This window comes from Paraburkholderia polaris, assembly GCF_012927345.1.
In the GTDB taxonomy this organism is placed as follows: domain Bacteria; phylum Pseudomonadota; class Gammaproteobacteria; order Burkholderiales; family Burkholderiaceae; genus Paraburkholderia; species Paraburkholderia polaris.
Window position 1 is genome coordinate 1 of the sequence record NZ_JABBGJ010000025.1, and the last position, 25,918, is coordinate 25,918.

The 25,918-nt window shown below is 61.2% G+C and carries 20 protein-coding genes and 3 pseudogenes; 18 read left to right on the plus strand and 5 right to left on the minus strand.

What is annotated here, in order from left to right:
* From HHL24_RS22820 to HHL24_RS22860, 9 genes and pseudogenes are all read left to right on the plus strand, one after another.
* A pseudogene (locus HHL24_RS22820) lies at positions 1 to 594 on the plus strand (glutamine synthetase); the annotation flags it as partial.
* A 63-nt stretch (positions 595 to 657) separates the two neighbouring features.
* Positions 658 to 2,094, plus strand: a complete 1,437-nt coding sequence (locus HHL24_RS22825) for an aspartate aminotransferase family protein (protein WP_169487641.1) — start codon at positions 658 to 660, stop codon at positions 2,092 to 2,094.
* 73 nt (positions 2,095 to 2,167) lie between these two features.
* Entirely contained in the window at positions 2,168 to 3,289 is a 1,122-nt protein-coding gene (locus tag HHL24_RS22830) for a polyamine ABC transporter substrate-binding protein (protein ID WP_169487642.1), read from the plus strand.
* Between the two features lie 210 nt (positions 3,290 to 3,499).
* Positions 3,500 to 4,663, plus strand: coding sequence for an ABC transporter ATP-binding protein (locus HHL24_RS22835; protein ID WP_169487643.1), 1,164 nt, complete (start codon positions 3,500 to 3,502; stop codon positions 4,661 to 4,663).
* A complete protein-coding gene (locus tag HHL24_RS22840; protein ID WP_169487644.1) occupies positions 4,660 to 5,634 on the plus strand; it encodes an ABC transporter permease subunit in 975 nt (324 codons plus the stop codon). Before HHL24_RS22835 ends, HHL24_RS22840 begins: the two co-directional genes overlap by 4 nt.
* Positions 5,631 to 6,542, plus strand: a complete 912-nt coding sequence (locus tag HHL24_RS22845; RefSeq protein WP_169487645.1) for an ABC transporter permease subunit — start codon at positions 5,631 to 5,633, stop codon at positions 6,540 to 6,542. Before HHL24_RS22840 ends, HHL24_RS22845 begins: the two co-directional genes overlap by 4 nt.
* A gap of 38 nt (positions 6,543 to 6,580) precedes the next feature.
* The gene (locus HHL24_RS22850) at positions 6,581 to 8,167 is read left to right on the plus strand and encodes a DUF3138 family protein (protein WP_169487646.1); all 1,587 of its coding nucleotides are present in this window, start codon (positions 6,581 to 6,583) and stop codon (positions 8,165 to 8,167) included.
* Between the two features lie 73 nt (positions 8,168 to 8,240).
* Complete coding sequence (locus tag HHL24_RS22855) at positions 8,241 to 9,533, plus strand: NAD(P)/FAD-dependent oxidoreductase (RefSeq protein ID WP_169487647.1); 1,293 nt, start codon at positions 8,241 to 8,243, stop codon at positions 9,531 to 9,533.
* A complete protein-coding gene (locus HHL24_RS22860) occupies positions 9,533 to 10,855 on the plus strand; it encodes an NAD(P)/FAD-dependent oxidoreductase (RefSeq protein WP_169487648.1) in 1,323 nt (440 codons plus the stop codon). The genes HHL24_RS22855 and HHL24_RS22860 overlap by 1 nt, the downstream gene beginning before the upstream one ends.
* A 1-nt stretch (position 10,856) precedes the next feature.
* Here the strand turns inward: HHL24_RS22860 and HHL24_RS22865 are convergent, their stop codons facing one another.
* Positions 10,857 to 11,738 (minus strand): LysR family transcriptional regulator, encoded by an 882-nt coding sequence (locus tag HHL24_RS22865; protein ID WP_169487649.1) that lies wholly within the window; start codon positions 11,736 to 11,738, stop codon positions 10,857 to 10,859.
* A 363-nt stretch (positions 11,739 to 12,101) separates the two neighbouring features.
* On the opposite strand from HHL24_RS22865, the pseudogene HHL24_RS45100 reads away from it, so the two are divergent.
* From HHL24_RS45100 to HHL24_RS22890, 5 genes and pseudogenes are all read left to right on the plus strand, one after another.
* Positions 12,102 to 12,281: pseudogene (locus HHL24_RS45100) on the plus strand (porin); the annotation flags it as partial.
* Positions 12,282 to 12,546: 265 nt separating this feature from the next.
* A complete protein-coding gene (locus tag HHL24_RS22875) occupies positions 12,547 to 12,765 on the plus strand; it encodes a DUF3311 domain-containing protein (protein ID WP_169487650.1) in 219 nt (72 codons plus the stop codon).
* Complete coding sequence (locus tag HHL24_RS22880) at positions 12,762 to 14,240, plus strand: sodium:solute symporter family protein (protein ID WP_169487651.1); 1,479 nt, start codon at positions 12,762 to 12,764, stop codon at positions 14,238 to 14,240. The genes HHL24_RS22875 and HHL24_RS22880 overlap by 4 nt, the downstream gene beginning before the upstream one ends.
* Before the next feature lie 5 nt (positions 14,241 to 14,245).
* Entirely contained in the window at positions 14,246 to 15,442 is a 1,197-nt protein-coding gene (locus tag HHL24_RS22885) for an amidohydrolase family protein (protein WP_169487652.1), read from the plus strand.
* Between the two features lie 34 nt (positions 15,443 to 15,476).
* Complete coding sequence (locus tag HHL24_RS22890; protein ID WP_169487653.1) at positions 15,477 to 16,928, plus strand: amidohydrolase family protein; 1,452 nt, start codon at positions 15,477 to 15,479, stop codon at positions 16,926 to 16,928.
* A gap of 13 nt (positions 16,929 to 16,941) precedes the next feature.
* Here the strand turns inward: HHL24_RS22890 and HHL24_RS44110 are convergent.
* Positions 16,942 to 17,073 (minus strand): annotated as a pseudogene (locus HHL24_RS44110) ((S)-ureidoglycine aminohydrolase); the annotation flags it as partial.
* Entirely contained in the window at positions 17,066 to 18,277 is a 1,212-nt protein-coding gene (locus tag HHL24_RS22900) for an amidohydrolase family protein (RefSeq protein WP_169487654.1), read from the minus strand. The gene HHL24_RS22900 and the pseudogene HHL24_RS44110, both read right to left, overlap by 8 nt.
* 441 nt (positions 18,278 to 18,718) lie before the next feature.
* On the opposite strand from HHL24_RS22900, the gene HHL24_RS22905 reads away from it, so the two are divergent.
* Genes HHL24_RS22905 through HHL24_RS22915 form a run of 3 tightly spaced genes read left to right on the plus strand, consistent with a single transcriptional unit; the run spans position 18,719 to position 21,397 of the window.
* The gene (locus HHL24_RS22905; protein ID WP_169487655.1) at positions 18,719 to 19,426 is read left to right on the plus strand and encodes a DUF969 domain-containing protein; all 708 of its coding nucleotides are present in this window, start codon (positions 18,719 to 18,721) and stop codon (positions 19,424 to 19,426) included.
* On the plus strand, positions 19,426 to 20,376 hold the full coding sequence (locus tag HHL24_RS22910) for a DUF979 domain-containing protein (protein ID WP_169487751.1): 951 nt from the start codon (positions 19,426 to 19,428) through the stop codon (positions 20,374 to 20,376). The genes HHL24_RS22905 and HHL24_RS22910 overlap by 1 nt, the downstream gene beginning before the upstream one ends.
* Before the next feature lie 10 nt (positions 20,377 to 20,386).
* Positions 20,387 to 21,397: a DUF2891 domain-containing protein gene (locus HHL24_RS22915; RefSeq protein WP_169487656.1), complete on the plus strand. Its 1,011-nt coding sequence runs from the start codon at positions 20,387 to 20,389 to the stop codon at positions 21,395 to 21,397.
* A 161-nt stretch (positions 21,398 to 21,558) separates the two neighbouring features.
* On the opposite strand, the gene HHL24_RS22920 is transcribed toward HHL24_RS22915, so the two are convergent.
* Complete coding sequence (locus HHL24_RS22920; RefSeq protein WP_169487657.1) at positions 21,559 to 21,984, minus strand: PRC-barrel domain-containing protein; 426 nt, start codon at positions 21,982 to 21,984, stop codon at positions 21,559 to 21,561.
* A gap of 267 nt (positions 21,985 to 22,251) precedes the next feature.
* Between HHL24_RS22920 and HHL24_RS22925 the strand changes: the two genes are divergently transcribed.
* Complete coding sequence (locus HHL24_RS22925) at positions 22,252 to 24,618, plus strand: DNA polymerase II (RefSeq protein WP_169487658.1); 2,367 nt, start codon at positions 22,252 to 22,254, stop codon at positions 24,616 to 24,618.
* A 95-nt stretch (positions 24,619 to 24,713) separates the two neighbouring features.
* Here the strand turns inward: HHL24_RS22925 and HHL24_RS22930 are convergent, their stop codons facing one another.
* On the minus strand, positions 24,714 to 25,895 hold the full coding sequence (locus HHL24_RS22930) for a TAT (twin-arginine translocation) pathway signal sequence (RefSeq protein ID WP_169487659.1): 1,182 nt from the start codon (positions 25,893 to 25,895) through the stop codon (positions 24,714 to 24,716).
* Between the last annotated feature and the right edge of the window lie 23 nt (positions 25,896 to 25,918).

The following is a 25,918-nucleotide window of genomic DNA, read 5'->3' on the forward strand; positions in this document are numbered from 1 at the left end:
GAACCGGGCTCGGCAATGCACATGCACCAGAGCCTCGTGGACGAAGAAACCGGGCACAACCTGTTCACGGGTCCCGACGGCAAACCGACATCGATGTTCACCGGCTATATCGCGGGTCTGCAGAAATACACGCCTGCACTGATGCCGATCTTCGCGCCGTACATCAACTCGTATCGCCGCCTGTCGCGCTTCATGGCTGCACCGATCAACGTGGCATGGGGTTACGACAACCGCACGGTGGGTTTCCGGATTCCGCATTCGGGGCCGGCTGCGCGCCGCATCGAAAACCGCATTCCGGGCGTGGACTGCAACCCGTATCTCGCCATCGCAGCGACGCTGGCGGCCGGCTATCTTGGCATGACGCAAAATCTGGAGCCGACCGAGCCGCTGCTCAGCGACGGTTACGAACTGCCCTACCAGTTGCCGCGCAATCTGGAAGAGGGTTTGACGCTGATGGGCGCGTGCGAACCGATGGCCGAGATTCTCGGCGAGAAATTCGTCAAAGCCTACCTCGCTCTGAAAGAAACTGAATATGAAGCGTTTTTCCGCGTGATTAGTTCGTGGGAACGCCGGCATTTGCTGCTGCACGTCTAAGGCCGGGTTTAAAACCATCCTTCTAAAGACGTCGCCCGCAAACGCATAAAAACTGGAGGCAGTATGAGCTACAGAACAGAAGAAGTCGCTTACGTGCAACCGGCGGTACAACCCGCCGCGAACGTGCAAGCCACACAACGCAGCACCGCCGAATACCGCGCACTCGACGCCGCCCATCACATCCATCCGTTTTCGGATATGGGTTCGCTCAATCGCAGCGGCAGCCGCGTGATCGTCAAGGCACAGGGCGTGTACCTGTGGGATTCGGAAGACAATAAGATCATCGACGGCATGGCCGGTTTGTGGTGCGTGAACGTCGGTTATGGCCGCAAGGAACTGGCCGACGCAGCATACCGGCAGATGCAGGAACTGCCCTTCTACAACACCTTCTTCAAGACGACGCATCCGCCGGTAATCGAACTGTCGGCCTTGCTTGCAGAGCTGGCGCCGGAACCGTTCAACCACTTCTTCTACTGCAACAGCGGTTCGGAAGGCAACGACACCGTGCTGCGCATCGTCCATCAATACTGGGCGACGCAAGGCAAGCACTCGAAGAAGTTCGTCATCTCGCGCAAGAACGGCTATCACGGCTCGACGATCGCCGGCGGCACGCTGGGCGGCATGGGCTACATGCATGAACAGATGCCCTCGAAGGTCGAGAACATCGTGCATATCGACCAGCCGTATTTCTTCGGCGAAGCAGAAGGCAATCTGACGCCGGAAGAATTCGCCCTGGCCCGTGCGCAACAACTCGAAGCGAAGATCCTCGAAATCGGCGCGGACAATGTCGCTGCGTTTATCGGTGAGCCTTTCCAGGGCGCGGGCGGCGTGATCTTCCCGGCCTCGACGTACTGGCCGGAAATCCAGCGCATCTGCCGCAAGTACGACATCCTGCTGGTCGCCGACGAAGTGATCGGCGGCTTCGGCCGGACCGGCGAATGGTTCGCGCATCAGCACTTCGGCTTCGAGCCGGATCTGATCACGCTGGCCAAGGGCCTGACGAGCGGCTATGTACCGATGGGCGCAGTTGGTCTGCATGACCGCGTGGCCAAGGCGATCATCGAGCACGGCGACTTCAATCACGGCCTCACCTACTCCGGCCACCCGGTGGCCGCGGCTGTGGCGCTCGCCAATCTGAAGCTGCTGCGCGACGAGAAGATCGTCGAGCGCGTCAAGACCGATACGGGTCCGTACTTCCAGAAGAAGTTGCGCGACACCTTCGCCAACCACCCGATCGTCGGCGAAATCTCCGGCGCGGGTCTGGTGGCCGGTCTGCAACTCGCAGAAGACCCGAAAGCGCGCAAGCGTTTCGCCAATGGCGGTGACGTCGGCACGATCTGCCGCGACTTCTGCTTCAACGGCAACCTGATCATGCGCGCCACCGGCGACCGGATGCTGCTGTCGCCGCCGCTCGTGATCAACAAGCTGGAAATCGACGAGATCGTTTCGAAGGCCAAATACGCCATCGACGCGACCGCACAACAACTCGGAATTTCGTAACGGCAGTTCGTTCCGGCATGAGCACACCCACGATACGCGCTCATGCCGGTTCTTCACATCAAGGGAAAAAACCATGAGCGTTTGTCATCTTCGTCATGCGGTCGCGGGGGCCGCGCTTCTCGCCTTCGCAGGTTTTGCGGCGTTGTCGGTTACGCCGGCCCTTGCGGCCGACACGGAACTGAATGTCTACAACTGGTCGGACTACATCGCGAAGGACACGATTCCGAACTTCGAGAAGCAGGACGGCATTCACGTCAAATACGACAACTACGATAGCGATGATACGTTGCAGGCCAAACTGCTCGCGGGCAGCTCCGGTTACGATATCGTGGTCCCGACGTCGAATTACATGGCCAAGCAGATTCAGGCCGGCGTGTATCAGAAGCTCGACAAGTCGAAACTGCCGAACCTCGCGAACCTCGACCCCGTGCTGATGAAGATGATTACCGATGCCGATCCGGGCAACCAGTACGGTGTGCCTTGGGCCTACGGCACTGACGGTATCGGCTACAACGTGCAAGCCGTGCAGAAGGCGCTCGGCGCCAATGCCCCGGTGGATAGCTGGGCACTGGTGTTCGACCCGGCCAATCTGTCGAAGTTGAAGGGCTGCGGCGTGTCGTTCCTCGATCAGCCCGTCGACGTCTTCGCTGCCGCGCTGCAATACATGCACAAGGACCCGAACAGCACCAACCCGTCTGACTATCAGGCAGCGTTCGAACTGCTGAAGAAAGTCCGCCCGTATATCACCCAGTTCAACTCGTCCGGCTACATCAACGACCTCGCCAACAACGACGTCTGCGTCGCGGTGGCATGGTCGGGCGACGTCGGCATCGCCGGCCGCCGCACCGCTGAAGCCAAGCGTTCATATCAGGTGAAGTTCTCGAACGTCAAGGAAGGCGGTCTGTTGTGGTTCGACGTGATGGTGATCCCGAAAGACGCACCGCACCCTGAAGCCGCACTGAAGTGGATCAACTACATCGAAGATCCGAAGGTCAACGCTGCCATCACCAACGAAGTGTTCTACCCGACCGCGAACAAGGCCGCGCGCCAGTTCGTCACGCCGGGTGTCGCACAGGATCCGACCGTTTATCCGGGCGACGAAGTGTTGAGCAAGATGACGCTGATGAAGCCAATGCCGACCGATATTCTGCGCCTTGAAAACCGTCTTTGGGCACAGCTTAAAACCGGTCATTGATTAAACCCCCGATATAAAGAATCGATCCCGCGCTCAGGGATCGCTCGAACCCTGAGCGCATGAATGGCAGTAACGGTAGTCAGCCTGCGCGCTTTTAGCGTCCCACCCGCGCGCAGTCCCATGTTTTCCGATCGCAACGCATTTGCGAGCCGCATCCCGCGCCTCGTATGGAGACACTTGCGCCCGCGATCCGCAAGGAATGGTTACATCATGAACTCGACGACCTCAAATAGCGCAGCCGGCGCCGCCAAGATGGCCCGCCCCGCACCGACGACTAAATCGAAACCGGACGAATTCGTTCGCATCGAAAATGTCGTGAAAAAATTCGGCGACAGCACCGCTGTCGATAATGTCAACCTGAGCATTGCGAAGAACGAACTGTTCGCGCTGCTCGGCAGCTCCGGCTGCGGCAAGTCCACGCTCCTGCGCATGCTCGCAGGGCTCGAGTCGGTTACGTCCGGACGCATTTTCGTCGACGGCGAAGATCTCGCCGCGATGCCGCCGTACAAGCGGCCGGTCAACATGATGTTCCAGTCGTATGCGCTGTTCCCGCACATGAGCGTCGAAGCGAATATCGCGTTCGGCCTCAAGCAGGAAGGCACGCCGAAGAACGAAATCAAGGAACGTGTTGCCGACGCGCTCAATCTCGTGCAGATGAGCAAGTACGCGCAACGCAAGCCGCATCAGCTGTCCGGCGGCCAGCAGCAGCGTGTGGCGCTGGCCCGGTCGCTCGTCAAACGCCCCAAGCTGCTGCTGCTCGACGAGCCGATGTCGGCGCTCGACAAGAAGATCCGCCAGAAAACCCAGCTCGAACTGGTGAACATCATCGAAAAGGTCGACGTGACCTGCGTGATGGTGACGCACGATCAGGAAGAAGCCATGACGATGGCCGGCCGCCTCGCGGTGATGAGCGAAGGCCGCATCGTGCAGATCGGCTCGCCCAGCCAAGTGTACGAGTTTCCGAATAGCCGCTTCTCGGCCGAGTTCATCGGCTCGACCAACCTGTTCGAAGGCACGGTGGTCGCGGATGAACCGGACCACATCTTCGTCGAAAGCGAAGACCTCGAATCACGCATCTATGTGAGCCACGGCATTACCGGACCGCTCGGTATGCCGGTGGGCATCTCGGTGCGTCCGGAACGCGTGAAGGTCACGCTCGACAAGCCCTCGACGCCGCACAACTGGGCGCGTGGCGTGGTCTCGGACGTCGCGTACATGGGCAGCTATTCGCTGTATCACGTGCGCCTGCCGAGCGGCAAGACGGTCGTGTCGAATCTCTCCAGCTCGCACCTGATGAGCGAAGGTGCCCCTTCCTATAACGACGACGTGTTCGTCTACTGGTCGCCGGCTAGCGGCGTGGTGCTGACGCAATGAGCAATCCCACTACCTCCTCCCCTGCGGCACTCGGCGCGCCGTCCGGCAGCCGTCTGCTCGGCTCGTTAAAAAGGCGCCTCTCGATGCTGGTGCCATCGGGCCGCACGACCGTGATCGGCGTGCCGTTCCTGTGGCTCACGCTGTTCTTCGCGTTGCCGTTCGTGCTGGTGCTGAAGATCAGCTTCGCCGATCTGCGCCTGGGCATCCCGCCGTACACGGACCTCGTGACGGTCAAGGACGGCATGGTGCATTTCGCGATGCAGCTTGGCCACTACGCGTTCCTGCTGCAAGACGATCTGTACGTCGCAACGTACATCAGCTCGCTGAAGATGGCGGCGGTCTCAACCTTCTTCTGCCTGCTGATCGGCTATCCGATTGCGTACTACATTGCACGCTCGGAACCGACCAAGCGCAACCTGCTGATGATGGGCGTGATGCTGCCGTTCTGGACGTCGTTCCTGATCCGGGTCTATGCATGGATCGGCATCCTGAAGGACGACGGCCTGCTCAATCACACGCTGATGTCGATCGGCATGATTCATTCGCCGTTGCGCCTCTACCACACGGATATCGGCGTCTATATCGGCATGGTTTATTCGTACCTGCCGTTCATGGTGATGCCGCTGTACGCACACCTGGTGAAGATGGATCTGACGCTGCTCGAAGCGGCCTACGACCTCGGTTGCAAACCGTGGACCGCATTCACGCGCATCACCTTGCCGCTGTCGAAGAACGGCATCATCGCCGGCAGTCTGCTGGTGTTCATTCCGGCGGTCGGCGAGTACGTGATTCCTGAACTGCTGGGCGGCGCCGACACACTGATGATCGGCCGCGTGATGTGGGATGAATTCTTCAACGATATGGACTGGCCGATGGCATCCGCTGTCACCGTCGCGATGGTTCTACTGCTGCTCGTGCCAATGGCCGTGTTCCAGTACTACCAGGTCAAGGAACTGGAGGGCGCAAAATGATCAAGCCAAATAGAACGCTTTCCAATAGCGTGCTGACGTTCGGGTTTCTGTTTCTGTATATCCCGATCATCAGCCTGGTGGTGTATTCGTTCAACGAGTCGAAGCTCGTCACGGTCTGGTCCGGCTTCTCGCTCAAGTGGTATGGCGCGCTGCTGCAAGACGACGAACTGCTCAATGCAGCGTGGCTGTCGCTAAAGATCGGTCTGCTGACCGCGTGCGCATCCGTCGTGATCGGTACATGGGCAGGCTTCGTGCTGGCCCGCTTCGGACGCTTTCGCGGCTTCACGCTGTTCGCCGGCATGATCAACGCACCGCTCGTGATTCCTGAAGTGATCCAGGGTATCTCGCTGCTGTTGCTGTTCGTCGCGCTCGAACAGATGCTCGGCTGGCCGAAGGGCCGTGGCCTCTTCACGATCTGGATCGGCCACGTGATGCTGTGCGTTTCGTACGTGGCGATCATCGTGCAGTCGCGGGTCAAGGAGCTCAACAAGTCGCTCGAAGAAGCCGCACTCGATCTCGGCGCCACGCCCTTGAAGGTGTTCTTCCTGATCACGCTGCCGCTGATCTCGCAGGCCCTCATGTCCGGCTGGCTGCTGTCGTTCACGCTGTCTTTCGACGACCTCGTGCTGTCCGCGTTCCTGTCCGGTCCTGGTTCGACCACGCTGCCGCTCGTCGTGTTCTCGCGTGTGCGCCTCGGCTTGAATCCGGAAATGAACGCGCTCGCCACGATCTTCATCGTCACGGTGACGATCGGCGTGATTGCGGTCAACCGCTGGATGCAGCTGCGCGAACGCAAGCGCAACCGCGATATGCAGATGGCTTTCGCACTCGCCGAAGCCGCCGACCCTTTACCCTTAGCACCACAACAAGCCGCCGTACGAAAGTCGCTCGATACGGCAAGCGCATAAGAAGTCTTTTTGCAATACGACCAATAAGGAGAATTTGCATGAGAAAGAAGCTCATCTGTCTGTTGGTGGCGGGGAGTTTGCCTGGCTTTGCCATGGCAGACGCCACCAGCGACCAGATCAAGGCGCTCCAGGCCCAACTCAATGCGCTGCAAAAGGAGGTGAAGCAGTTGCGTTCCGAAGTGGCGACCAAGCCGAAGGCGGCCGCGGCTATCGTCGCGCCAGCCCCGGCGCCGGCCGTCGCGGAAGCGCCGGTGGACATCTCCTCGCCGGACTACGGCAAGGCACGCGCGACGCTGACCAACGATCAGGTCGATTCGATGAAGCAGCAGCTCGCCAACCAGCAGCTGAAGGTCGATTCGCTGGTCGACGCGCAGAATACCGGTCCGATCGCCGGTCTGTCGGTGACGGGCTATATCGATCCGACCTACATCTATAACCGCGCGGCAAGCAGCTCGTCGTTCCTGTTCGCGAACCACGAAAGTAGCTACAACTACTTCAACAGTACGTTCGGCGATCTGTACCTCGACATCAAGAAGACCTTCGGTGTCGGCCCGATGGCGCCGTCGGCGGAGATCACGTTGATGCCGAATCGCGGCAACGGCATTACGTTGCTGCAGAACGAGCACGGCGAAATCGGCAACAACATTCTGAATACGGCTGTCATTACCGTCCCTGTGACGGCGACGACAACCTTCGTGGCCGGTTTGATGCCGAGCTTCGGCGGCTATGAAGTGCAGCAGTCGAACCAGATGCTGACGCTCACGCACAACCTGCTGTATGACTTCTCCGATCCGGGCAGCTATGTCGGCGTCGGCGTGAACTACACGGGCGACGGCAGCAACTGGGCATGGAAGTTCATGCTCGGCAACGAACAGTACCGCACGTATGGCTCGGTGGTACAGACGGGCACCAACGCGCTGGGCGATCCGATCACCAGCAGCAACAAGATCCCGACCTTCACCGCCCGCCTCGACTACACCTGGTCGAGCGCGCTGGATATCGGCGGCTCGTTCAATATCGGTCGTCAGACGCTCTCGGCCGCCACGCAGAACGTGAACGGCAATACGATCCCGGTGTATGGCGTGGGCGGTGGCGCATCGAGCGCCTTCGGCACGTTCTTCTTCGGCGAAGCGGACCTGGCCTACACCCAGGCGGACGTTCAGTACAACGCCGAACTTGACTACGGCCAGCAGCAGAACGCCGCGTTCAACGGCGGCCAGGCGCAGTGGTACGGCCTGTCGCTGCTCGCGCACCGCAAGTTCACGCTGCCGGTGGTCGGCCGCATGGGCGCGACGGCGCGCTACGACGTGCTGGTCGACAGCAAGAATGGCGGCGGCGGTGGTGGCGTGGCGTTGAACTCGAACGGCATGGACACGGCGGACGGCTTCGGTATCGGCGCGGATTGCCTTGCCAATTCGAAGGCGGGCGGCGGCGTTGGCTTCGAGTGCAAGGGCGCAACCCATCAGGACGTATCGCTCGATCTGTTGTTCTACCCGACCCAGCAGATCACGGTCAAGGTGGAATACCGTCACGACTGGGCGAACAAACAGGTGTTCCTGAAGAACGACGGTTCGTACGGCAAGTCCAACGACCTGCTTGGTACGCAGCTCATCTATTCGTTCTAAAACGACCCGCCTCATCGCGTGGCCCGGCTTTAACGCGGGCCACGCGCCAAGGCCTCTTCTGCATGCCCTGCCTATGCTCCGATTCTCAAACCAGCCTCACGTCGCCTCGTATTACGCAGCAACCGCTAACGACACGACCCGCCATCCGCCGCTCGAAGAAACGCTCAATGTCGACGTCTGCGTGATTGGCGCGGGCCTCACCGGCATCTCGACTGCGTTGAATCTCGCCGAGCGCGGTCATTCGGTCGCGGTGCTCGAAGCATCGAAGGTCGGATGGGCCGCGAGCGGCCGCAATGGTGGCCAGTTGATCGGCGGCTTTGCCTGCGATATCGATACATTCGCGAAGTTCATGCCCGCGGACGACGTAAAGCGTGTTTGGGACATGGGGCTCGAAACCCTGGATATCGTCAAGGAGCGCGTCGCGAAACATCAGATCGACTGCGATCTGACCATCGGCTATCTGACCGCGGCGAACAAGCCACGCGATACGGATGCGCTCCAGAAATGGCGCGATGAAGCGCAACGGCGCTTCAACTATAACGGCTTCAGTTATGTCGACGCCGATGGCGTCGGCGACTATGTTCAATCGCAACGCTACCTCGGCGGATTGTTCGATGCGGATAGCGGCCATCTGCACCCTCTGAATTACACGCTCGGCCTGGCGCGCGCGGCACGCGCCGCCGGCGTGCAGATTTTCGAAGACAGCTGCGTCACCGCGTTGCGCCAGGAAAACGGCCGGCATGTGGCCGAAACCGCGCGCGGCAAGGTGAATGCGCAATTCGTCGTGCTCGCCTGCAATACCTATCTCGGCCAACTTGCGCCGGATCTCGCCAGCAAGATCATGCCGGTCGGCACCTACGTGATCGCCACCGAACCGCTCGACCCCGATCGCGCCGAAGCGCTGATGCCGGCGAAAGCGGCCGTGTGCGACAGCCGCTTCGTGCTGGACTATTTCCGGCCTGCCCCCGACAACCGCCTGCTGTGGGGCGGTAAAGTCAGCTATTCGACGTTCGCGCCGCGCAACCTCGGCGAGGCGATGCGCCGCGATATGCTGAAGACTTTCCCGCAACTCGACGATGTCAAAATCGACTATGCGTGGGGCGGTTTCGTCGACATTACGATGAATCGCGCGCCGCATTTCGGCCGGCTGTCGCCTACGATATATTTTGCGCAGGGCTTCTCCGGCCACGGCGTGAACACTACCGGGCTCGCGGGCAAGCTGATCGCCGAGGCGATCGACGGCCAGGCGTCGCGCTTCGATCTGTTCGGCAAGATTCGTCACCGCGACTTCCCCGGCGGCGCTACACTGCGCACCCCTGCCCTCGTGCTTGCGATGGCCTGGTATCGAATGAAGGATCTGCTTTGATGAATGCTCCGACTCCTGGCTTTAATACACTCGACCGCCGCGCCGATACGCTGATCGCCAACTCTTATTACGAGGCAAGCGCCGCGCGCCCGCTTGCCGACGATCCGATCCTCGAAGGCACACTGGAGGCCGACGTCTGCGTGATCGGCGCGGGCTTCTCCGGTTTGTCGGTGGCGTTGGAATGCCGGGCGCGCGGATTGTCCGTGGTCGTACTCGACGCGCACCGTCCGGGTTGGGGTGCGTCGGGCCGCAACGGTGGGCAGACACTGGTCGGCTTCGCGAAAGACGAGATCATCGAACGGCAACTCGGACTCGACGGCGCGCGTGCCGCGTGGGCGATGTCCGTGGAAGGCGTGGCCTTGGTGCGCGAGCGCATCGAGCGTTACGGCATCGATTGCGATTTCACCTCCGGCTATCTGACGGTAGCGACAAAACCGAAGCGCGTGCCGGATTTGCGTTCGTGGATGGAGTCGGCCTCACAACGCTGGGGCTATACGAAGCTCTCGTGGCTCGATACCGATGAAGTGCGTTCACGCGTCGCTTCGCAACGCTATCTAGCGGGCGTCTACGATCCGTTTTCCGGTCATCTGCACCCGCTCAAATACTGCCTTGGGCTCGCCGATGCGGCACGTCGTGAAGGCGCCCAACTGTTCGCGCATTCGCCAGTAATCGAAGTCGTGCGCGGCGCGCGGCCTGTCGTGCGGACCGCTAGCGGCGAGGTACGCTGCCGCTTCGTCGCGGCATGCGGCAATGCCACGATCGGCGACGTGCTGCCCGCGCCGGTCGCCGCACGCATTGCGCCGATCGCGTCGTATATCGTCGCCACGGAGCCGCTCGGTAAAGCGCGCGCGGACGCCCTGATCAAAGGGCGCGAGGCGATTTGCGACAACAACTTCTTCCTCGATTATTTCCGCTTGTCGGCTGATCATCGCGTGCTGTTCGGCGGACGCGCGAGTTCGACCGGCGCGTCACCCGTGCAACTCGGCGAGGAGATCCGCAAGCGCATGATCGGCGTGTTCCCGCAACTCGGCGATGTGCGAATCGACTATGCGTGGGGCGGTTTTGTCGACGTAACGCGTAATCGTGCGCCGGATTTCGGCTCGATCGATCCGAACTATTTCTACGTGCAGGGCTTTTCCGGGCACGGCGTGGCGTTAACCGGGATTGCCGGACGTGTGATTGCAAAAGCCATGGCCGGTGAGACAGCGGCCTTCGATCTGTTCGCGCAGTTGCGGCATGCACGCTTTCCAGGTGGGCCGGCATTGCGCGGGCCCGCGCTAGAACTCGGGATGATGTATCACCGGATTCTTGAGTTGTTTTAGGTCATCGCCGCGTTGGCCCGAACATCCGTGCCAACGCGCGCGCGAGTTCCTTGACGACGGCATCGGCCGTCGGGCGATGAAGTAGCGCGATATCCATGGTTTCGATTGAAGGCAGCCCGCTTTTCGGTGTCAGCACGGCGTGATCCGCCGTCACCGCGCGCGCGGGAAGGAGACTGATGCCGAGACCATCGGCAACGGCCGCCTGAATGCCGCTCAAACTTGAACTGATGAAGCTCATCCGCCAGCGGCGTCCGAGCCCTTCGATCGCGTTGGTCATGTCGTCGCGGTAAAGCCCGCGGGGCGGAAACGCGACGATGGGAATCGGATCGAGCTGGAAAGAAGGATTCTTCGCGCTGTCGATCCACCTCAATTGCTCCGGCCAGCACGCGACTGCCTCGCGGCTGTTGCGCCGCTGCTTCACGAGGATCAGATCGAGGTCGCCACGATCGTAGCTGTTGCCGAGGTCGCGGCTCAATCCGCTGGTCACTTCCAGCTTCACCTGCGGATGCTTGCGGTTAAACGCGGCGAGCATATGGGTTGTCGGCCCGCCGACGAAATCTTCCGGTACGCCCAGCCGAACAGTCAGCCCCACCGTCGCGCCCGACAGCGCCTCAATCATTTCATCGTTGAGGGCAAGCATTCGGCGCGCGTAGGCCAGCAGCGTTTCTCCCGCATCGGTCGGCGTCACGTCACGACTGCCTCGCTCGAGAAGCTTGTGTCCTGCCATGTCCTCCAGACGCCGAACCTTCTGGCTCACGGTGGATTGCGTGGAATGCAGCCGTGCGGAAGCCGCCGTAAAGGTGCCGCAATCGGCCACCATGACGATGGCCTTCAGCAGATCCAGATCGAATAGCGGTGTACGTGCCTTGGCGTTGGATTTCATCGAACTATTTGATCTTTGAATGCTGACGCGGATTTCTATCACGCATCAAACAGGCTGGCAATCGCATACAGGCCTCGTGAACGGCACAGCATGCGCGTAACCGATGGTATTCGATTTTCAACTGGCATGCATTTGAACATTTAACTTTTGAATGCCAGGCGAGATGGATAACATCAAGCGCTGTCGATGCGGTGACCACTCAGCCTGCGTTCAGCGGCCAATTCCACTGCCTCGACATCAGACAAAACTCGAATGCGGGCAAAGCGCGGCGCGACGCAGGCGTGCGAGCAGAAGAAAAGCCCGTGACGAGACAAATACCCGGAGACAGGCATGAAGGCAACGCAGTTGAAGAACATCTGGAGAATGCCGCTGGTGGGCATCGGCGCAGGCATGATGCTGGCGGGCACGGCAGGCGCGCAGTCCAGCGTCACGCTGTACCGAATCGTCGATTCGGGCGTGACCTACACGAATAACCAGCAAGGCCATTCGGCATGGCAGGCGACGGCCGGCAACGGCCGGCAACGAGTCCGGGCCGCGCTGATTGCGGCTGCCGGTTACACGTTCACACAGGTGTCGCAAGGCGACGCGAGCGGACACTATCACCAGGCCTCAGCCGGTCTCCAGTATCTGTTGTCGAAGCGCACCGACGTCTATGTGAACGGCCTCTATCAGAAAGCCTCGTCGCGCATCGGTCATGCGTGGATCGACGGCATCGCAGCGCCATCGTCAACGACCTCACAACTGGCGTTCGTCGCCGACCTGCGTCAGAAATTCTGACGGGACACACAAGACTCTCGGGAAGGATCCTATGAAACTTCGATTTCTGCTGGCCGCGCTACCGTTCATCGGCATCTATTCGGGCGGCACACTCGCCGCCAGTACGCCGCTCCTGTTCGGCCTGCCGTTTCTGCTTGTGTGGAATCTGTTCTGGATGGCTGCAACGGCCGCCATCCTCGCCTTCATCTATTACCTCGACAGCCGCGACGAAGCGGCGCACGCGAGCGAGCGCACCGGAGACGGACAATGAACCCGGCCCTCGTCATCATCGTTCTGTTTGCCCTCTTCGCGCTGGCGGTCGGCCTGTACGCGCGTCGCGGCAAGACGTTCAGCCTGGAACAATGGGCCGTCGGCGGCCGCGGCTTCGGGTCGCTGCTTACCTTCCTGCTGATGGCAGGTGAGGCCTTCTCGACCTTCTCGTTTCTTGGCGCGAGTGGCTGGACCTACAGCAAGGGCGTACCGGCGTTCTACATCCTGTCGTATGGCTGCCTCGCGTATGTGTTCGGTTACTGGATGCTGCCCGCCATCTGGCGCTACGCGAAGGAACACGGCCTCGTGTCGTTCGCCGACTATTTCGCGTCGAAGTACGACAGCCGCGCCATCGGCGTGCTGGTGTCGGTGGTGGCCGTGTTCGCCATGGTGTCGCTGCTGATCATCCAGTTACGCGGTCTCGGCATTATCGTCTCCGAGATGTCATACGGCTCGATCTCGCAAGACACGGCCATCTGGATCAGCGCGACCCTGATGGTCCTGTACATGAGCGTGTCGGGTATCCACGGCTCAGCGAGCATTGCGATCTTCAAGGATGTACTGATCCTCGCTCTCGCGATTTTTCTCGGCACCTATTTGCCGCTGCACTACTTCGGCGGCTTTGGTGAGATGTTCGCGCGCATCGACGCCGTCCATCCGGAACTGCTGCGCATGCCGGAGCACGGTTTCAATCTGAGCTGGTACAACTCGACACTCCTGCTAACATCGCTTGGTTACTACCTGTACCCGCACGGTTTCACCGCCGTCTACGTGGCACGCGACGCGTCGGCGCTGCGCAAGAACACCATGCTGATGCCGATCTACCAGGTGTTGATCGCGTTCCTGTTCCTCGTCGGTTTCGCCGCGGTACTGACCGTGCACGGGCTCGAAGGCTCGCAAACGGATCTCGCGCTGCTGCGCCTCGTCAAACAGACTTTCCCGTCGTGGTTCGTCGGGATTGTCGGCGGCGCCGGCCTGCTCACAGCACTGGTGCCAGGCTCGCTGATCATGCTCAATGCGTCGACGATGATTGCACGCAACATCTACCGCGAAGGCTTCGCACCGCAGGCGAGCGACCGGCAAGTCGGCCGCGTCGCGCGAATCGCGCTGCCGCTGTTTACGCTGGTCGTCGTCTACTTCGTGCTGCGTGGCGGATCGAACTTCGTCGCTCTCGCGATCTTCTCGTCGAGCCTGCTGACGCAACTCGTACCTATGCTCGCCTCGAGTTTCCTGAAGCGCCCATTCGGCACCCGGGAAGCGGCGTTCGGCGGCATCTTCGCAGGCGCGGTCGTGCTGGCGCTGGTGAACTGGCGCGGCATGACGCTGGCCTCTGTGTTCCCGGCCGCGCCCATCGCCTTCACCTCCATCAACACGGGCCTTGTCGCGTTGTTCGCCAATGCGGTGGTGTTCATCGCGATCAGCGCCACGCAACGTGCGCTGCGGGCCCGTATCGCCACTTCCGTCGAATCGGTATGACCAACATGACTCACTCTCTTCTTCTCGCCAACGTCCGGCTGGCTGACGGCCAACCGGTGTCCGTATCCATCGCCGACGGTCGTATCACGGCGCTCGGGCCGCATGTCGAGGCGCAACCTGGCGCTCTGACCGAAGACGGCGGCGGCGCGTTGCTGCTGCCCGGCTTCGTCGAAGGGCACACGCACATCGACAAAAGCAACTGGGGCCAGTCGTGGTATCGCAACGAGGTCGGACCCGCACTAACCGACCGGATCAACAACGAGCGCGAATGGCGCAAGACGTCGGGACACGATGCGGCCATCCAGTCGCTGGCCTTGGCGCGGGCATTCGTGCAGGCAGGCACAACACGGCTGCGCACCCATGTCGACGTCGATACCGACGCGCAATTGCGTTACGTCGACGGCGTACTCAGTACGCGGCAAACGATGCGTGACGTGCTGGACATGCAGATCGTCGCGTTTCCCCAGTCGGGGATGTTGATCCGTCCCGGCACGGTCGAACTGCTCGGCAGCGCGCTCGCCGCAGGCGCCGACGTACTCGGCGCGCTCGATCCTGCCTTGATCGACGGCGATCCCGTGGCGTCGCTGAACGCGACCTTTGAGCTGGCGGAACGCTACCGCAAGCCAATCGATATTCATCTGCACGAACCGGGCGAAGTCGGCGCATTCACGCTGAAGCTACTGCTCGATCGCGTCGAGGCGACGGGCATGCAGGGCCAGGTTGTCGTCAGCCACGCGTTCTGCCTCGGCGCATTACCGGAACGTGAACGCGACGCGCTGCTCGAGCGGATCGCGCATCTGCGCGTGGCGCTTCTGACCAGCGCGCCACCGTCTCGCCCCGTGCCGCCGCTCAAGGTTTGCAGGGACAAAGGCATCACGATCTTCGGCGGCAACGATGGCATTCGTGATACGTGGTCGCCGTATGGCATACCGGACATGCTCGAGCGCGCGATGCTGATCGGCATGCGCTACGACTTGCGACGCGACGACGACCTCGCGATGGCCTTCGACTGCGTGAGCAACGCTGCTGCTCGAGGTTGCGGTTTCGCCGACTACGGTCTGCGCGTCGGCGCACGCGCGGACCTCGTGCTGGTCGATGCGCAATCCGTCGCGCATGCCGTGGTCGCCCGGCCCAGGCGTCGCCTGGTCATAGCGAACGGACGCATCGTCGTGCGCGACGGCGAACTGATCGACGCGGCGTAACGGCGCGCAAGTACCTCACAAGACAAGTCCGCATATGAACAACAGGCAACCGGTTGATGTACTGATAGAACACGGCTGCGTCATCACGCTCGATCCCGCGCGCCGCGTCATCGACGATGGCGCGGTGGCCATCAAGGGCGATCGCATCGTCGCCGTCGGCGAGACAGGTGCGCTCGCGCAGCAATACCAGGCAGACCGCGTGATCGACGCACGCCGCAAGGCGGTGCTGCCAGGCCTGATCGACGCGCACGCCCACGCCGGGCATGCGATGCTCAGGACGATTGGCGGCGCGAACGGCGATGCGTGGTCGGCGGCGTGCGAGGCGATCTATACGCGCGCATCGGACGAAACGTTCTGGGAAATGGAATCGCATCTTGCGGCACTGGAGCGCCTCAAGGCGGGTGTGACGACAGGCGTATCGCTACTCGGCGGCGGCGATTCGATCATGCGCGTCGACGACCCCGTGTATGCGCGGCGTCACTGTGATGCGGTGGTCAAGACGGGGACCCGCTCGATCGTCGCGGTCGGTCCGTCGCGCCCACCCGAACCGCGTGCCTACACCCAGCACGGCACGAACGGCAGCGTGACGCGCGACGTCGATTTCGCGCAGATGTTCGACGTTTGCAAAGGGATCATCGACGCATGCCATGGTGACGCCAACGGCCGCATCCAGATTGCGTTGACGCTACCGGTCTATGCACCGCAGCACTACCCCGAGCAGGCAGCACACGAACACCTGTTCCGCAGTCAGGCCGAGCGATACACAGCGTTGGCCCGCGAACGCGGTCTCAGCTTTACGCAGGATGGCCATCGCGCCGGCACGCTGGATTTCGCGCATCGCGAGCTGGGACTGCTGAACGCGAAATCGTTCATGTCGCATGCCATCGATCTCACCGCCGCGGACATCGCGGCGTGCGTCGAAACAGGCGCCTCGATCGTGCACAACCCAAGCGCGATCATGTCGATCGTCGGACGTTGCCCCGTGCCGGAACTCATCGATGCCGGCGTGACGGTGGCGATTGGCTCGGATGGCGCGGCGCCCGACCGCGGTTACGACATGTTCCGCCACATGTGGCAATGCATGCACTACCACCGCCGTCATTTTCGTGACCCTGATGTCCTGCCGCACGGCAAGGTGCTCGAAATGGTCACAATCGACGCCGCCAAAGCGTTGTCGCTCGACGACGAGCTCGGTTCGCTCGAAGTGGGCAAACAGGCCGACATCATTCTGATCGACCTGTACAAGCCGCACCTCATGCCGATGAATATGCCCGTCCATCGCGTCACCTGCTTCGCGAATGCCGGCGACGTGTGCGTGACGATGGTCGGCGGAAAAATTCTCATGGAGAACTACAGGGTGCTATCGGTTGACGAAGGGGACATACTCGAGCGCGTGTCGGCGGCCGCGGATCTCGCGTTCGATCGCGCAGGCCTGCGTCATCTGCTGGAAACACCGCCAACGCTGTGGCGACGTAGCCATTATTGAGGCCGGCGCGGCTTTATCGTGGTGCGTTGAGCGTCAACTGCATATGCCGGTTGACGTCCTTGTACAAGAGGTGGCGGAAACGGTCCGCGCCGCCCGCGTAGCGGGCTTGCGGGGCAAAAGGCACGAACCACATGAAGTCACCGGCCGAGTGCGGGCGTCGTGACCTGGAAATGCAAGCGGGACGAATCGCCCCAGAACTGCCCGCTTCGGACGATGGCCCGATCAGCCGGCACTGCAGCGACGGCAGCAGCGGCGTTCGGCGCTTTCACGACGACGAACGTCGCCTCATTACCGACCTTCAGCCCGTAACCTCTTTTCTCCAGCACGGCGGCTCCCGCTTCCGTCGCCATGTGCAGCGCAACGCGTAGTTCTTCATCGGTATAGAAACCTGAGCGGTAACCGACCAGCATGGCTCGTTGCAACATGTCGCCGTTGCCATACGGCCACCAGGCGTCCTGAATGTTGTCGTTACCGGTGAACACGCGCACGCCTGCTGCACGCAGTTGCAAGATCGGCGGGAACGCGCGGTCGCCCGGCGCATTCGTCATGATCGATACGCCGGCTTCCGCAAGCGCGGCGGCTACACGATCGACCACCTCGGGCGCGACGTCGCCGAGCCCGTAGGCGTGGCTTACCGATACCCGGCCGTTCAATCCCGACGCCCTGGTGCGCGCGGCAATGCGGTGCAGTTGATCGATACCTTGCTGCCCCGCCTCATGGAGGTGAATGTCGATTTTCACGCCGCGCTTTTCAGCAATGCTAAAGACAATATCGAGCTGGCCTTCAGCGTCGCCATCCAGCGTTGTCGGATCGATACCGCCCACCACCTGCGCACCTTCACAGGCCGCTGCATCGAGAATCTCCGCCGTGCCCGGACACGACACGACGCCTGCCTGCGGGAACGCGACAAGTTCGATATCCACGACGCCGCGCCATTTTTCGCGCGCTTCCATGACGGCATGGAGGTTGGCCAGACCCGTCGTCGCGTCGACGTCGACATGACTGCGCATCGCAATGGTGCCGAACGACGCAGCCTGGCGGATCAGCGCATCGGCGCGCTCGACGATAGGCGCGGCGCTTGCCAGTTCCTGCTTTTCGATAGCGAGACGCTCACGCAGGCTCGCGACATGACGATGAGGACGCCAGCCATCGCCAAGGAAGCTTTTATCGAGGTGAATATGCCCGTCGACGAAGCCGGGCAACACCAAGTGCCCTTCCAGATCGACGACCTCCGCGCCGCCAATCTCGGGTCGTTCTGAACCGATGCCAACAAAGCGCCCCTCATGGATGGCGAGGTTGAGCGGGTTGCCGTCGGCGTCCACGGCATTGACGAATACGCGGTCGAACATTGTTCTGCCTCTGCGAGTCAGGACGCACCCAACGCGCCCTGATCGGGTTGCGTTCGTCGCGCTGCATGGTCCTAAGTGGGATGGTCGTTGCACCATATCGGACAGCCACGATATCCACAAATTAAATGTTGGAATGGCCTGTATTCATTTTCTAGATAGATCGGCGCGAACACCAGTCGACAATCGCTGCGCAATCTGACATTTCCACTTCGGCGCGCCCCGCGACCCCGGCGTGACCACTCGTCATTCCTGGCGTTTACCCGCGAACCCCATTTTGTTGACTATTTATCGATAAATTATCGTGTTAGATTTCGTCGCCTGCGAGCCGTTGCAACCCGGCGCAACCTGCGACCGCGCGAGTGCAACCGACTCTCCCCTGGCATCCGAAGCAGTGCGTGCCGCGGCAAAAACAACGACATACCAGCGATATAGGAGAACAGCATGTGGGTTTTAATTGGCGTGCCGATCGTCGTACTCGGCTTCGCATTGCGCTTCAACGCGCTATTGGTGGTGACGATCGCGGGGATCGCCACGGGCATTGCCGGCGGCCTGCAACCCGTGGAGATCGTTAGCGCATTCGGCAAGGCATTCGCCGATAACCGCTACATGGGCCTGATCTGGCTCACGCTGCCCGTGATCGCGCTGCTCGAACGCAACGGCCTGAAAGAACAGGCCAAGCACCTGATTTCGCGTTTGCACGCCGCCACCACGGGCCGTGTGCTGATGCTCTATTTCGTGATTCGCCAGATCACTGCCGCGCTGGGCCTCACCTCGCTCGGCGGTCATGCGCAGATGGTGCGCCCGCTGATCGCACCGATGGCCGAGGCCGCCGCCGCGAACCGCTACGGCGAATTGCCCGACGCGGTGCGTCAGCAGATTCGCGCGAATGCGTCGGCGGTCGACAACATTGCCGTGTTCTTCGGCGAAGACATTTTCATTGCGATCCAGTCGATCCTGCTGATCAAAGGCTTTCTCGAACAGAACGGCATTATCGTCGAGCCATTGCACATTTCAGTGTGGGCGATTCCCACGGCGGTGGCGGCACTCGTGATTCACGTCGTGCGCCTGATGCTGCTCGATCGCAATCTCTCGCACAAGATGAATACGCTGGCAATAGAACGGGGACAGGAACGAGGTATCGCACGATGATGATCAAGCTCGAATCTCTCTACGTGCTGGCCGGTTTGATGTTTGCCGCGTTCGCGCTCTTCAATCTGCAAGACCGCTCGAATCCGCGTCGCGTCATCAACTTTCTGTTCTGGGGCATCTACGCGATCACCTTCATGTTCGGCGGGGAACTGCCGCATTTTGTGACCGGCTGCCTCGCCATCGCGCTCGCGTTGATCGCCGGTTCCGGCAAGCTCGGCAAGGGCAAGACAGACAGCAATAGCGAAGCGGCCGCCGCGCGCCGCGAAGCCAACGCACGGCGCTTCGGCAACACGCTTTTCATACCGGCGCTGCTGATTCCGGTCATTACCTTGCTAGGCACCTTGACGCTGAAATACGTACCGTTCGTCGAACCGAAGAACGTCACGCTGATTTCGCTGGTGCTGGGCACGCTAGTCGCTTTCGGCACGGCGCTTTTCATGTTGCGCGACTCACCGGTGCACGCATTGAAAGACGCCCGGCACACCATGGATACCGTGGGTTGGGCCGCCATTCTGCCGCAGATGCTGGCCGCCCTCGGCGCGCTGTTTGCGATTGCCGGCGTGGGCCACGTGGTGTCGGATCTCGTGAAAACGTGGATTCCCGTCGACTCTGCTTTCGCGGTGGTCGCGGCTTATACATTCGGCATGGCGATCTTCACGATGATCATGGGCAATGCGTTCGCCGCTTTTCCGGTCATGACTGCCGGCATTGGCCTGCCATTGATCGTGCATCAATTCCATGGCAACCCCGCGATTCTCGGCGCGATCGGCATGCTGTGCGGCTTCTGCGGCACTTTGATGACCCCAATGGCCGCCAACTTCAATATCGTGCCGGCTGCGCTGCTGGAACTGAAAGACCAGAATGGCGTAATCAAGGCGCAATGGCCAACTGCTTTACTATTGCTGATCGTCAATACCATACTGATGTACCTGTTCGTATTCCGCTTTTGAGGAGGCGCCGATGACTGTTCAACTCACGCCCGAATTCGCGTCCAGATTCGCCAATCTCGCACTCGCCCATCTCACACGCGAGTATCCGAACAAACTGACCCACTCGCTCGCCGGTCCGCAAGATGTACAGGGGCCGCGAGCATTGCATCCGATTTTTTACGGCAGCTACGACTGGCATTCGTGCGTGCATGGCTACTGGCTGATCCTGCATCTGCTCGACCGCTTTCCCGATCTGCCTGAGGCCGCGCGCATCGTCGCGGTGGTCGACGAGCATTTCACCGCAGCGAATGTGGCCGGCGAACTCGCCTATCTCGACCTGCCGCACAACCGCGGTTTCGAGCGCCCGTATGGGTGGGCGTGGCTGCTCGCACTGAGCGCGCAACTCCATTCGCTGAAACTATCGGAAGCCGCGCACTGGTCTAAAACTTTTGCACCGCTTACCGAGGCGTTTGTCGACCGCTTCGAGGAGTTTCTGCCGAAAGCCACCTACCCGTTGCGCGTCGGTACGCACTTCAACATGGCGTTCGCGCTTGCACTCACGCTCGATTTCGCGCGCCAGACTTCGCGTGAATCGCTCGAGGCGCTGCTGGTGAATACGGCGGAGCGCTGGTTCCTGAACGATGTCGCATGTCAGGCATGGGAGCCCGCAGGCGACGAGTTCCTGTCGCCTTCGCTGATGGAAGCGGAATTGATGCGGCGTGTGTTGCCGCCCGCGCAATTCGTCGAATGGTTCAGGCGTTTTCTGCCGGATCTCGGCGCGAAGAAGCCCGCCACGCTGTTCGAACCCGTTACCGTGACCGACCGCACCGACGGCAAGATTGCCCACCTGGATGGGCTGAATCTGAGCCGCGCATGGTGCCAGCGATCGCTGGCGCGCGCGCTGCCCGCTGGCGACGTGCGCCGGACCGTATTGTTCGATTCGGCCGAGCGTCATCTTCAGAGCGCCCTGCCGCACGTGGCCGGCGACTACATGGGCGAACACTGGCTGGGGACGTTCGCCACGCTCGCACTGGAAGCGTGAACAGTGGCCTGACAGGGCCTCATTGAAGGCAAAAACGGCGCCGCAAGCGTGAAACGGTTTTAGCAAGCTACCGATTCGCGCCGCGTGCGCCGTTTTCTTTTGCCGCTTGATTCAAGAGCCACCTGTTGCAGCCTGGCCCGCGAATCCGCTGGCTCCATGCATTACTGGCCGGTCAGTTTTTTAGGCTTCGGCGGCGATTGAACCTTGTTGTACTGAAACTCGGGCGTCGCCTTCAAGGCGTCCTTGGTCGCGCCAGCCAGATAGAAATTCCCAGAACGAATATCCAGCGCAGCGACAGGCACCGCTACGTCATGCGACGCCACGCCCAGAAATCCGCCGGCGGCGACGATTGCTGCGGACAGCGAGCCATCGGGAGCAACCACCAGATCGCGGATCGAACCGATCTTCTCGTTCTGGTCGTTGTACACGGCCTTGCCGAGAATGCTCTTCTTCACACTCCAGCCGCTCAGCAGCGCATTCGACTGCTCGACCGTGACGCTCAGGGGCTGCGTGCCGGCAACCTGCGCCTGCGCACCGAAGCTGGTTGCAGCTACCGCGACCACAACAACAAGTTTGCTCAAAGTCATATCGTTCACTCCGTTCTTAGTAGACTTGATCGGCACATGGTCTGCGCCGAAGGAATCGCTGCAAAACGATCATACAGACTACGCGGCGCGTCTGCATCCACGCCGCCATGCGCGAGGCCCCGCCTCTCTGCAGTCCTACCGTCCCGCGCCGGCATCGTTGCATCAACTGCGCGCCAACTCGGTTGCGATCGCACCTATACAGCCACGATAACAACCGCATAACGGTAAAATCGCACAAGGCGATGACGCCCGTTTAGAGGTGTAAGTTTGACTGAGCTTGAACAGGGTTTCATTCTGACCCGACATTGGCGGGATACGCCCGCCGGCACCGAAGTGGATTTCTGGCTGGCAACGGACGGCGGGCCCCGTCACATCCGCCTGCGCCCACAGCCTTCGGTGGCCTTCATTCCGGCCGGGCACCGCGAGCGCGCGGAAACCATCCTGCGCCGCGAAGCGCCGCTCGATCTGCGCCCGCTCGAACTGTGCGACTTCCAGCATCGGCCGGTGATAGGGCTTTACTGCCCGCAGTACCGGCAATTGACGGGCTTCGAGAAGCGCCTGAAACAAGGCGGCGTCGATGTCTATGAGGCCGACATTTTCCCGCCCGAACGCTACATGATGGAGCGATTCATCACCGCGCCAGTGTGGTTCGGTGGCGAAGCGCAGCATAGCGGCCCGCTTCTGAACAGCGAATTGAAACCCGCTACCGGGTATCGGCCGCCCTTGAAACTGGTGTCGCTCGATATCGAAACCAGCGCGCACGCCGAACTCTATTCCATCGCGCTCGAAGGTTGCGGACAGCGTCAGGTCTATATGCTGGGACCGCAGAACGGCGACGCCAGCGGTGTCGACTTCGACCTCGAATACTGTGAAACCCGCGCACAGTTGCTCGAAAAATTGAACACGTGGCTGGAACGGCACGACCCTGACGCGATCATCGGCTGGAACCTTGTGCAGTTCGATTTGCGGGTGCTGCAACAGCACGCCGAACACTATCGCATACCGCTGCGACTCGGCCGCGGCGGCGCGGTGATGGAATGGCGCGAACACGGCCACAAACAGAACCATTTCTTCGCGGGGGCGGCAGGAAGATTGATCATCGACGGTATCGAAGCGTTGCGCTCGGCAACGTGGAGTTTCCCGTCGTTCAGCCTCGAATATGTGGCGCGTACGGTGTTGGGCGAAGGCAAGTCGATCGACAATCCCTATCAGCGCATGGATGAAATCCAGCGTCGATTCGACGAAGACAAGCCCGCGCTCGCGCGTTACAACCTGAAGGATTGCGAGCTGGTCACGCGCATCTTCGCGAAGACCGAGTTGCTGCCGTTTCTGTTGGAGCGCGCGACGGTCACCGGCCTGCCCGCGGATCGAAGCGGCGGATCGGTCGCGGCGTTCACGCATCTGTATATGCCGCGGATGCATCGGCAAGGCTACGTTGCGCCGAATCTCGGCGACGTAGCCGGTGCCGCGAGCCCCGGTGGTTTCGTGATGGATTCACGGCCCGGCCTCTACGATTCCGTGCTGGTGCTCGACTACAAGAGCCTGTATCCGTCGATCATCCGTACGTTTCTGATCGACCCGGTGGGTCTCGTGGAAGGCATGCTGAATCCTGGCGACGATCAGTCGGTGCCGGGTTTTATCGGTGCACGTTTCTCGCGCACTCGCCATTGCTTGCCGTCGATCGTCGGCCAGGTCTGGCAGGGACGTGAAACGGCCAAGCGCGAGCACAACCAGCCGCTTTCGCAAGCGTTGAAGATCATCATGAACGCCTTTTACGGCGTGCTGGGGTCCACGGGCTGCCGCTTCTTCGACCCGCGTCTCGCATCGTCGATCACCATGCGCGGCCATGAAATCATGCACACCACGCGTGAGCTGATAGAGGCGCAAGGCTACGAGGTCATTTACGGCGACACGGATTCGACCTTCGTGTGGCTGAAGCACGCGCATAGCGAAGAAGAAGCGAGCCGCATCGGCCGCGCGCTCGTCGAGCATATCAACGCGTGGTGGCGGCAGAATCTGCAGGCGCGTTTCGGCCTCGAGAGCGCGCTCGAATTGCAATTCGAGCGGCACTACAAGCGCTTCTTCATGCCGACGATTCGTGGCGCCGAGGAAGGCAGCAAGAAACGCTATGCCGGACTGACTGTTTTGCCGGACGGCAGCGAGGACATCGTCTACAAAGGGCTCGAAACGGTGCGGACCGATTGGACGCCGCTCGCACAGCAATTCCAGCAGGAACTCTATGGGCGAATATTCAGGCAACAGCCGTATCAGGACTATGTGCGCGACTACGTGCGCGATACGCTGGCAGGAAAACTCAATGATCAGCTCGTGTACCGCAAGCGGCTGCGCCGGTCGCTCGGCGACTACGAGCGCAACGTGCCGCCGCATGTGCGCGCGGCACGTGTGGCCGACGACTTCAACCGGCAACAGGGGCGCCCGTTGCAATATCAGAACGGCGGCTGGATCAGCTATGTGATGACGACCGCGGGACCGGAACCGCTCGAAACCTTGCGCTCGGCGATCGACTACGAACACTATCTGACGCGGCAGTTGCAACCGGTCGCCGACGCGATCCTGCCGCTGCTGCGCGATGATTTTACGACGTTGATCAGCGGTCAGCGCCAGTTGTTCTGAAGCAGTGGGCGGAGAACGAGTAGGCCGCGACGCTCGAAGTCTTCTCGGTCAGTCCAGCCATTTGCACCAGAGCTCGATCGAGCAACCGTCGCCGGTCAGGTCGTTGTCACCGTTGCATGGATCAACTGCCGTACCGCGTGCACGTCGTTCGAGTTTTCGAAGTTGGTACGAAGCCACGAAATCTGCGACCCGAGATAGTTACGAAAACTGTTGAACTCGCGTCCGTCCAGTTGCGCATCAGTCATGCCGTAGTCCTCTTTTGCAATGCCCTTGAGCACGGCGATCGCGTCCTTCGCAGCGGGATTGGCGAAAACAAAATCGTAGTCGCAGATATGCGACACGAACCACTCCTGCTTGTGCGGCTTCGGCAGCGCCTGCTGGTCGGTCACATAGCCCTTGGCCACCGGATCGACACGCGCCATCAACGCAGCCGCTGTCAGCCATCCGACGATCTTTTTTTCGCCGTCGAGCACGCCCGGGTTCGTGTGCGCGCATGCCTGCGCGAGGATCACGTCGGCCGGGAGATCATGGGTCATGCATTGCGCGAGGCTGTAGATGTGGTGCGCCCCGGTGTCGCCGATGGTGAGTTCCTTCAGGCACGAATTGTCGTCGCGCCACTGAAAGACCCAGGTCTTCTGCAGGTCGTGCAAGGTCTGCGAGGCGAACAGCACATCAAGCGACAGCGAGTAGCGAAAGATCTGTTCATAGGTGTGTTTATAGTCGATCGCATGGCGCAGGTTTGTCGCCGTGTGTGCGCACAAGCCGCCCGGATAGGAGTGGTGGCTGTTGTAGTCGCTTCCCGGCGCGCTCAGCATCGGCTGCGCAGGGGTGTCGGCCGACTTGCACGGCGGAAACAACTGCTCACGGGTGACGTCCGCGGCAAGCAGGTTCCGGTCTTTCAGTTCCTTGAACAATGCCTCTTGCCGTTCGGGCTGCCCAAGATAGTAGGACATGATCGTCGGCGCCGGATTCTCGATCATCGAGCGCGTGACGCTTCTCAGCGCGCCATCCTGGATTTGCGAGACACATTCGTTGATGTAGGCGAACGATCGCTTCGCAAGCGGCGATCGCTGCGCCACTTGCAACGGCGAAAGGCTCATGCACTCGGCAAGCGAGATCGCCTTCGGTTTGGCCTCGTGGGCCGCATTGCCGGGTGCGACGGTCGCAGCCTCCGATCGCACGGCGGCGGACAGGCCGAGCGTTCCGCACAAGCCCGCGCTCGCGCTAACCTGAAGAAATTGCCGGCGCAACGGATTCACGCGTTTTGTTGACGACATGTGCTGCTCCTCTTCCCATGGTA